This is a genomic window from Mycobacterium sp. TH-M15 (genome assembly GCF_057473705.1).
In genome coordinates this window covers 1-8,305 of sequence record NZ_JBYCLB010000480.1, presented here as the reverse complement: position 1 = coordinate 8,305, position 8,305 = coordinate 1, and the positions used below count along the sequence as shown (strand labels likewise).

The 8,305-nt window shown below is 71.4% G+C and carries 9 protein-coding genes and 1 pseudogene; 6 read left to right on the top strand and 4 right to left on the bottom strand.

Annotated elements, in window-relative coordinates:
- Positions 1–30: 30 nt before the first annotated feature.
- Positions 31–639 carry a copper chaperone PCu(A)C domain-containing protein gene (locus tag AC2VNT_RS11705; RefSeq protein WP_486947014.1) on the bottom strand — a complete coding sequence of 203 codons (609 nt, stop codon included), beginning with the start codon at positions 637–639 and terminating at the stop codon, positions 31–33.
- Between the two features lie 287 nt (positions 640–926).
- Here AC2VNT_RS11705 and carD point away from each other — a divergent pair, with 287 nt between their 5' ends.
- The 6 genes from carD to AC2VNT_RS11675 all read left to right on the top strand — a co-directional run bounded on the left by carD (position 927) and on the right by AC2VNT_RS11675 (position 6,015).
- On the top strand, positions 927–1,415 hold the full coding sequence (carD, locus tag AC2VNT_RS11700; RefSeq protein WP_486947013.1) for an RNA polymerase-binding transcription factor CarD: 489 nt from the start codon (positions 927–929) through the stop codon (positions 1,413–1,415).
- Positions 1,416–2,117: a 2-C-methyl-D-erythritol 4-phosphate cytidylyltransferase gene (ispD, locus tag AC2VNT_RS11695; protein ID WP_486947017.1), complete on the top strand. Its 702-nt coding sequence runs from the start codon at positions 1,416–1,418 to the stop codon at positions 2,115–2,117.
- Positions 2,114–2,590: a 2-C-methyl-D-erythritol 2,4-cyclodiphosphate synthase gene (gene ispF, locus AC2VNT_RS11690; RefSeq protein ID WP_486947012.1), complete on the top strand. Its 477-nt coding sequence runs from the start codon at positions 2,114–2,116 to the stop codon at positions 2,588–2,590. The genes ispD and ispF overlap by 4 nt, the downstream gene beginning before the upstream one ends.
- A gap of 94 nt (positions 2,591–2,684) precedes the next feature.
- Positions 2,685–4,106: a cysteine--tRNA ligase gene (gene cysS, locus AC2VNT_RS11685; RefSeq protein ID WP_486947011.1), complete on the top strand. Its 1,422-nt coding sequence runs from the start codon at positions 2,685–2,687 to the stop codon at positions 4,104–4,106.
- On the top strand, positions 4,106–5,047 hold the full coding sequence (gene rlmB / locus AC2VNT_RS11680) for a 23S rRNA (guanosine(2251)-2'-O)-methyltransferase RlmB (protein WP_486947010.1): 942 nt from the start codon (positions 4,106–4,108) through the stop codon (positions 5,045–5,047). Before cysS ends, rlmB begins: the two co-directional genes overlap by 1 nt.
- 29 nt (positions 5,048–5,076) lie before the next feature.
- Entirely contained in the window at positions 5,077–6,015 is a 939-nt protein-coding gene (locus AC2VNT_RS11675; protein WP_486947016.1) for a glycerophosphodiester phosphodiesterase, read from the top strand.
- Here the strand turns inward: AC2VNT_RS11675 and AC2VNT_RS11670 are convergent.
- From AC2VNT_RS11670 to kstR, 3 genes and pseudogenes are all read right to left on the bottom strand, one after another.
- On the bottom strand, positions 6,012–7,256 hold the full coding sequence (locus AC2VNT_RS11670; RefSeq protein WP_486947009.1) for an SLC13 family permease: 1,245 nt from the start codon (positions 7,254–7,256) through the stop codon (positions 6,012–6,014). The two genes, AC2VNT_RS11675 and AC2VNT_RS11670, sit on opposite strands and share 4 nt — an antisense overlap.
- Positions 7,253–7,576 (bottom strand): annotated as a pseudogene (locus AC2VNT_RS11665) (MBL fold metallo-hydrolase); the annotation flags it as partial. The pseudogene AC2VNT_RS11665 and the gene AC2VNT_RS11670, both read right to left, overlap by 4 nt.
- Positions 7,577–7,651: 75 nt before the next feature.
- Positions 7,652–8,266 (bottom strand): cholesterol catabolism transcriptional regulator KstR, encoded by a 615-nt coding sequence (gene kstR, locus AC2VNT_RS11660; RefSeq protein ID WP_486947015.1) that lies wholly within the window; start codon positions 8,264–8,266, stop codon positions 7,652–7,654.
- Positions 8,267–8,305 lie beyond the last annotated feature (39 nt).

Below are 8,305 nucleotides of genomic sequence, written 5' to 3'. Positions count from 1 at the left end.
ACCGTAGCCGCCGGGTCTGACAAGCGCGGCTCAGTGATGGTCTGGCTGGCCGGCCGCCGGTTCCGCGGCGGTCGGTTCGATGGCCGTCGACGACGTGTCCGGAGCCGAGATCGGCACCGCCAGCCCGATCGTGCCGGACTCCCGGAAGTGGAAGGTGAAGTCGTAGGTGAGGCCGTTGCTGATCGGCTTGTCCAGGGTCACCGTGGCGGTGGCGTTGTCCGTGTCCTGCATGCTGTGCAGGTCCTTCAGGCCGGCCGGTGACACCTGGTCCTGGCCATCCGGTGCACCGACCACCAGCACGCCGGCGGCCGGCAGCTGCTTGCCACCGGTCAGCGAGACCTTCCCGATGCTGGTGCTGATCCCGGTCAGCTCGTCGGTGGTGTCGGTCGACTGGTTGGTGGCGACGAACACCAGCTCGACGACGTTCCCGGGTTCGATGAACGCCCCGTCTTGCACGGCCTGGATCCGGACGTCACGCAGGGCCACCTGGCCGACGGTGCCCTCGGTGCCGTTGACGGCCGAGGCCTGGTCGGTGGTCTGGGCGATCTGCCCGGTGCCACATCCGGCCAGTGCGGCCGCGGCGGCTACGGCGGCCGCGGCCAGCCCCGCCGCGCCGGAACGGGTGCTGAACCGGTTCACTCGGGTCCTCCTGCTCGGCGTCGGGTGGTGACTGCCTCTGGTTAAAGGCTAGTAGGGCACTGTAGTCGGCGCTTCGCGTCGGCGGTAGCGCAGGGTAAGTGGACTCTTTCACCGCCTCGGGATCCGTCGTGACCCGTCTGCACGCCTACCCGGCGGCGCCGGTCCAGCATGCTTTTCCCGCGCTGTCAACCCCCCGCCTTCATCGACCATGCCCCTGACCTGCATCGTTGTTCCACGGGTCACTGAGCCCCGTGTTAACATGGGATAGCGAAAGGGGCTTAAATCAGATGATTTTCAAGGTCGGAGACACCGTTGTCTATCCACACCACGGTGCCGCGTTGATCGAAGCGATTGAAACCCGGACCATCAAAGGCGAGCAGAAGGATTACCTCGTCTTGAAAGTCGCGCAAGGTGATCTCACCGTTCGCGTTCCCGCCGAAAACGCCGAGTACGTCGGCGTCCGCGATGTGGTCGGCGAGGAGGGTCTGGACAAGGTCTTCCAGGTGCTGCGTGCCCCGCACACCGAGGAGCCGACCAACTGGTCCCGCCGGTACAAGGCCAACCTGGAGAAACTCGCCTCCGGTGACGTGCACAAGGTGGCCGAAGTGGTGCGCGACCTGTGGCGTCGGGACCAGGAGCGCGGCCTGTCGGCCGGTGAGAAGCGGATGCTGGCCAAGGCGCGACAGATTCTGGTCGGCGAACTGGCCCTGGCCGAGAACACCGACGACGCCAAGGCGGAGATCATCCTGGACGAGGTTCTGGCCGCGGCGTCCTAGCTGCTGCCGGGAGGATCGGTGGCGGGCACGGTTGCGGTGGTCCCGGCCGCCGGTGCGGGTGAGCGGCTCGGCGCCGGGGTGCCGAAAGCTTTCTGCCCGCTCGGCGCGCGGACCCTGGTGGAGCGGTCGGTGGCCGGCTTGCTGGCGTCCGGCGCCGTCAACCGGGTGATCGTCGCGGTGCCGCCGGATCGCACCGACGAGGCCACGCTGATCCTGGCCGGCACGACTCCCCCGGTCGCTGTGGTGCCGGGCGGGTCCAACCGGGTCGAGTCGGTCCGGCTGGCGCTGGCGTCGCTGACTGGGTCCGACCAGCCGGAGTTCGTCCTGGTCCATGACGCCGCGCGCCCGCTCACCCCGCCCCCGCTGACCGCGCGCGTCGTCGCGGCGCTGCGGGCCGGGCACCGCGCGGTGGTCCCGGTGCTGCCGGTACCGGACACCGTCAAGGCGGTCGACGCCAACGGTGTGGTGCTCGGCACCCCGGAACGCGACGGCCTGCGTGCGGTGCAGACCCCGCAGGGCTTCGCCACCGACCTGTTGCTGCTCGCCTACCAGCGTGCCGTCTCCGGCGCGCGGTACACCGACGACGCATCGATGGTGGAGCACTGCGGCGCTCGGGTTCAGACGGTCGACGGCGACCCGCTTGCCTTCAAGATCACCTCGCCGCTGGACCTGCTGCTGGCCGAGGCGGTGGTGAGCCGGTGAGCGGCCCGCCGCGGGTCGGGGTCGGCACCGACGTGCACCCGATCCAGCGGGGCCGGCCGTGCCGGCTGCTGGGCCTGAGCTTCCCCGACGCCGACGGGTGTGCCGGGCACTCCGACGGCGACGTGGCCGTACACGCGCTCAGCGACGCGCTGCTGTCGGCGGCCGGACTCGGCGACCTGGGCGCGGTGTTCGGGGTCGACCAGCCGCGTTGGGACGGTGCGTCCGGCTCGACGATGCTCCGGCACGTCCGGGCCCTGCTCACCGAGCACGGCTTTCGGGTCGGCAATGCCGCCGTGCAGGTGATCGGGGAGCGCCCGAAGGTCGCCCCGCGCCGGGCGGAGGCCCAGGAGGTGCTCTCGGAGCTGCTGGGCGCGCCGGTCTCGGTCTCGGCGACCACCACCGACGGACTCGGCCTGACCGGTCGCGGCGAAGGCCGCGCGGCGATCGCCACCGCCCTGGTGCTGCCGGCTTGACGCGAGCGTGTGTGTCCCCGGCCGCCACACCGGGCGGGAGACCGTTTCCGCGCACGTTCGTGATCGGCCGAACAGGCCGGTAAGCTGGCCCGTCGTGACCGATCCCGCCGCCCTGCGGCTGCACGACACGGCGACCGGTGCCGTGCGGGACTTCGTTCCGCTGCGCCCCGGGCACGTCTCGCTGTACCTGTGCGGCGCGACGGTTCAGGGGCTGCCGCACATCGGGCACGTGCGCAGCGGTGTGGCGTTCGACATCCTGCGCCGCTGGCTGGTCGCCCGCGGCTACGATGTGGCGTTCATCCGCAACGTGACCGACATCGACGACAAGATCATCAACAAAGCCGCCGCCGCCGGCCGTCCCTGGTGGGAGTGGGCGGCGACCCACGAGCGGGCCTTCAGCGCCGCCTATCAGGCGCTCGGCGTGCTGCCGCCGTCGGCCGAACCCCGCGCCACCGGGCACGTCACCCAGATGATCGAGCTGATCGACCGGCTGATCGAGCGCGGACACGCCTACCCCGATCTGCGGCAGGGCGGTGCGGACGTCTACTTCGATGTGCTCAGCTTCCCCGAGTACGGCGCGCTCTCCGGGCACAAGATCGACGACGTGCACCAGGGGGAAGGGGTGGCCACCGGCAAACGCGACCAGCGTGACTTCACCCTGTGGAAGGGCGCCAAGCCGGGCGAACCGTCCTGGCCCACGCCGTGGGGGCGGGGCCGTCCCGGCTGGCACCTGGAGTGCTCGGCGATGGCCGAGACCTACCTGGGCGCCGAATTCGACATCCATTGCGGCGGAATGGATCTGATTTTCCCGCACCACGAGAACGAGATCGCTCAGAGCCGCGCCGCCGGTGACGGCTTCGCCCGCTACTGGCTGCACAACGGCTGGGTGACGCTGGGCGGCGAGAAGATGAGCAAGTCGCTGGGCAACGTGCTGTCGATCTCGGCGGTGCTGCAGCGGGTTCGGCCGGCCGAGCTGCGTTACTACCTGGGCAGTGCCCATTACCGCTCGATGCTGGAGTTCTCCGAGGCGGCGCTGCAGGACGCGGTCAACGCCTACCGCGGCGTCGAGGACTTCCTGCACCGGGTGCGCAGCCGGGTCGGCGCCGTCGAACCGGGGTGCTGGACCGACCGGTTCGCCGCGGCGCTCGACGACGACCTGGCGGTGCCCGCCGCGCTCGCCGAGGTGCACCGGGCCCGCGCGGAAGGCAACCGGGCGCTGGACACCGGCGACCACCAGGGCGCGCTCGCCCGGGCGGCGGCGATCCGGGCGATGACCGGCATCCTGGGCTGCGACCCGCTCGACGAGCGCTGGGACTCCCACGCCGAGACCTCGGCGGCGCTGAAGGCGGTCGACGTGCTGGTGCGGTCCGAGGTGCACCAGCGCGAGGCCGCCCGCGCGGAGCGCGACTGGGCGCGGGCCGACGAGATCCGCGACCGGCTGAAGGCCGCCGGCGTCGAGGTCACCGACACCGCCGACGGCCCGCAGTGGTCGCTGATGGTTCCGGAGACCGAGTAATGGCCGGCAGCCCCCGCCGGCGCGGGGCGGTACGCAAGCCCGGCACCAAGAAGGGCCCGTCGGTCGGATCGGGTGGACAGCGGCGCCGCGGGCTGGAAGGGCGCGGCGCCACTCCGCCGGCGCACAAGCGTGCGTACCACCCGGCCGCCAAGGCCGCCAAGCGCGCCGCGAAGCAGCGCGCGCAGCGGCAGGGCCGGCGAACCGACGAGAACGAGACGGTGGTCGGCCGCAACCCGGTGCTGGAGTGCCTGCGGTCCGGGGTGCCGGCCGGCGCGCTCTACGTCGCGCTCGGTGCCGAAGCCGACGAGCGTCTGACCGAATCCGTCACCCGCGCCGCGGATTCCGGGATCCCGATCCTCGAGGTACCGCGTTCCGACCTGGACAAGATGACCACCAACGGGCTGCACCAGGGCATCGCCCTGCAGGTGCCGCCGTACGGCTACCGCCACCCCGACGACCTGCTGGCCGCCGCCGACGACGACGTGGCGCCGGCGCTGCTGGTTGCGTTGGACAACATCTCCGACCCGCGCAACCTCGGCGCGATCATCCGGTCGGTGGCGGCGTTCGGCGGCCACGGCGTGGTCATTCCGCAGCGACGGTCGGCCTCGGTCACCGCGGTGGCCTGGCGCACCAGCGCCGGTGCGGCAGCCCGCGTTCCGGTCGCCCGGGCGGCCAACCTGAACCGGACGCTGAAGGCCTGGGCCGGCCACGGCCTGCAGGTGATCGGGCTGGATGCCCACGGCAGCACGCCGGTCGACGAGGTGGACGGCACCGGGCCGCTGGTGCTGGTCGTCGGGTCGGAGGGGAAGGGCCTGTCTCGGCTGGTGCGGGAGAACTGCGACGCGGTGGTCTCCATCCCGATGGCCGGGTCGACCGAGTCGCTGAACGCATCGGTCGCCGCCGGGGTGGTGCTGGCCGAGATCGCCCGCCAACGGCGGTGACCTCGCTGGCGAAACCGGCCGCACTCGCGGTGGCGCTGTGCATCGCGACGCTGCCCACCGCCGTGGCGCAACCGCCGGTCTTCGACCTGCAGGCGCATCGCGGCGGCCGCGGCGAGACTACCGAGGAGTCGCTGCCCGGGTTCGCCAAGGCACTCGAATCAGGGGTCAGCACACTGGAGTTCGACGTCGTGTTGTCCAAAGACCAGCAGCCGATGGTCTGGCACGACCCGACGATCCAGCCGGAGAAATGCGCCGACACCGCACCGGCCTTCCCCGGCGACCCGCAGTACCCCTATGTCGGCAAGCTGGTGCACGACCTCAGCCTGGCGCAGCTCCGCACCCTGGACTGCGGCCGCCCGCTGGCCGATTTTCCCGACGCGGAGGTGGTCGGCGGCAACAGGATCGCCACCCTGCCGGAGGTCTTCGCGCTCGCCGACGCCTACCGGGCCGATGTGCGCTACAACATCGAGACCAAGGTGGAGGCCGACCGCCCGGACGCCTCGGCGGCCCCGCAGCAGTTCGTGGACGTGATCCTGGCCGTGGTCCGGGCGGCGGGGAAGACCGCGGCGGTGCAGATCCAGAGCTTCGACTGGCGAACGCTGCCGATGGTGCGCCGGGACGAACCGTCGATCCCGCTGGTCGCGCTCTGGGATCGGACCACCTGGGTGCCGAACTCACCCTGGCTGGCCGGGGTCGACCCCGCCGTCGTCGCGGACCCGATCGCCGGGGCCAGGACGGTGGGCGCGACGGTGCTGGCGCCGGAGTACTCGCTGGTGGACGCCGAGCTCGTCGACCGGGCGCACACTCTGGGCCTGACGGTCGTTCCGTGGACGGTCAACGACGCCGGAGCGATGCGCGACCAGATCGCCCTCGGCGTGGACGGATTCATCACCGACCATCCGGCGCGGGCCCGCAGCGTACTGGCCGAACTCGGCATGCCGCTGCCACCGGCGTATCACCGGCGTTAGACGCCCAGCACTCGTCCGCTCGCCCATAACGCCAACACCGCCGCCGCCAGTGCCGCAGGCACCGTCCACAAGCCCAGCCGGGTGTATTCGGTGACGGTCACCGGAACGTCATACCGGCGCAGGACGCGACGCCACAGCAGATTGGAGAGTGACCCGACATAGGTCAGGTTGGGTCCGATGTTCACCCCGATCAACACCGCCAGCACCGCAACCGGACCGCCGGATGCGGCCAACGGAAGCAGGGCCAGCGTGGCGGGCAGGTTGTTGACGACATTGGCCAGCACCGCCGCCACCACTGCGATGCCGAACAGGGCGGGCAGCCCGGACCCGGTCGGCAGCACCAGGCGCAGGGCGTCGGCCAGCCCGTTGGCCAGGGCGGCCCGCACCACCACGGCCAGCGCCAGTACGAACACCAGGAACGGCACGTTGATCGCCCGCACGATCCCCGCCGGGGTGCTGCGGTGCTGGGCGAGGCTCCGCACCGCCAACACCGCCGCACCCGCGAGCGCCGCCCAGGCCGGCGGCACGCCGAGCGTCTCGGCGGCCAGGAAACCCGCCAGCGTCAGCGCCAGCACCGCCAGCACAAAGACCGGCACCGGCGGTCGCGGACCGGGCTGCCAGTGAGCCGGCGCCGTGCGCAGGTCCGATCCGAAAAACCGCCCGAAGACCAGGTACACGGTGCCGGTGGCGGCCAGCCACGGCACCGCCATCAGCGCCGTGAACCGCACGAACGACAGACCCGCGACATGGAATGCCAGCAGGTTGGTGAGGTTGGAGACCGGAAGCAACAGTGACGCGGTGTTGGCCAGGTGGGCGGTGGCGTAGGCGTGCGGCCGCACCGGCGCGTGCCGTCGGCGAACCATGGCCAGCACCACCGGGGTCAACAGCACGACGGTAGCGTCCAGGCTCAGCACGGCGGTGATGCCGGCGGCGATGACGAACACCCGGTGCAGCAGGTGCCGGGGCGACCCGACATCTCCCCGCGCCATCACCGCCCCGGCCGCCTCGAACAGGCCCTCGTCGTCGCAGAGCTGGGCCAGCACCAGCACCGCGCCCAGGAATGCGACCACCCGCAGCAGCCCGACCGCCTCGGCCGTCGCGTCGGACACCGAGATCACCCCGGTCACCACCAGGGCGACCGCGGCCGGCACCGCGACGACCGCCTCCGGCCAGCCGCGCGGGCGCGCCACCGCGAACCCCAGCACCACGGCAAGCAGCAGCAGAACAAGAGCCAGCTTCACGCCCACGGATCTTCCCGGCGCCACACCTGCGGCATCTGCAGGGCGACTCCGTCGCGCTCGGCCAGCTCACCGAGAACCCGCATCGACACGTCCAGGTCGTCGGTGGCATAGGACAACGCGCGCAGCGGCTTCGACAGCGGGCGGAAGAAGTCGTCCCAGTGGATCAGCACCACCGTTTCGGCACCGACCGCGCGCACCGTCTGCGACCAGTAGTCGACCAGGTATTGGCGCGGCTGCAGCCCCAGCTGGCCGACGCCGAGGTAGGCCATCTCGGCGTCTCGCCAGGTCACCGAGAGCGGTGCGCCGGGCACCGCGCCGCTGACGGTGAACCGGCCGGCGTAGCGGGTGAGGTCGGGGCGACCAGGCTTGAGCCGCATCAGCCGCAGGCTACCCGGTCAAGCCGGCGGGCATTCCTCGTCGCCGATCAGCAACCGGACCGCCAGGTCCAGCCGTTTGCTGACGTCGGTCGCCGACGCGCGCCGGGTCAGCCAGGCCAGCAGGTTCGACAGCCAGACGTCGGAGATGACCCGGGCGATGTGGTACTGGTCCTCGGTCGGCTCGCCGTCGCTCATCGCCCGGGCGAACATCGAGTCGATGAGCTTGGCGACGTAGTCCACTTCGCCGGCGGCCGACGCATCGGCGAAGACGTACGCGCGGGTCATCGCCTCGGTCAGCAGCGGGTTGCGCTGCATGGCCCGGTTGAGCTTGCCGACCATCAGGTTCAGCCGCTGATACGGGGTGCCCTCGGTGAACGCCGACCGGTCGGTCTTGGCGTCGATCCGCTCGAACTCGCGGCCCAGCGCCGAGACCAGCAGGTGAACCTTCGACGGGAAGTACCGGTACAGGGTGCCGACCGCGACGTCGGCCCGGTCGGCCACCGCCCGCATCTGCACCGCTTCGTAACCGCCCTTGGAGGCGATGGCCATGGTCGCGTCCAGGATGCGTTTGCGGCGTTCCCGCTGCGCTTCGGAGCCCAGCTCGGAGTCGGTCAGTACCGCGACGTCGGTCACCTCGCGGGGCTGCGCGTCGGACTCCTGCTCCGGGTTTTT

Bases quoted from the DNA above. Each gene is read 5' to 3' on its own strand.
- rlmB (WP_486947010.1), top strand. From the start codon at position 4,106: ATGGCCGGCAGCCCCCGCCGGCGCGGGGCGGTACGCAAGCCCGGCACC.
- carD (WP_486947013.1), top strand. From the start codon at position 927: ATGATTTTCAAGGTCGGAGACACCGTTGTCTATCCACACCACGGTGCC.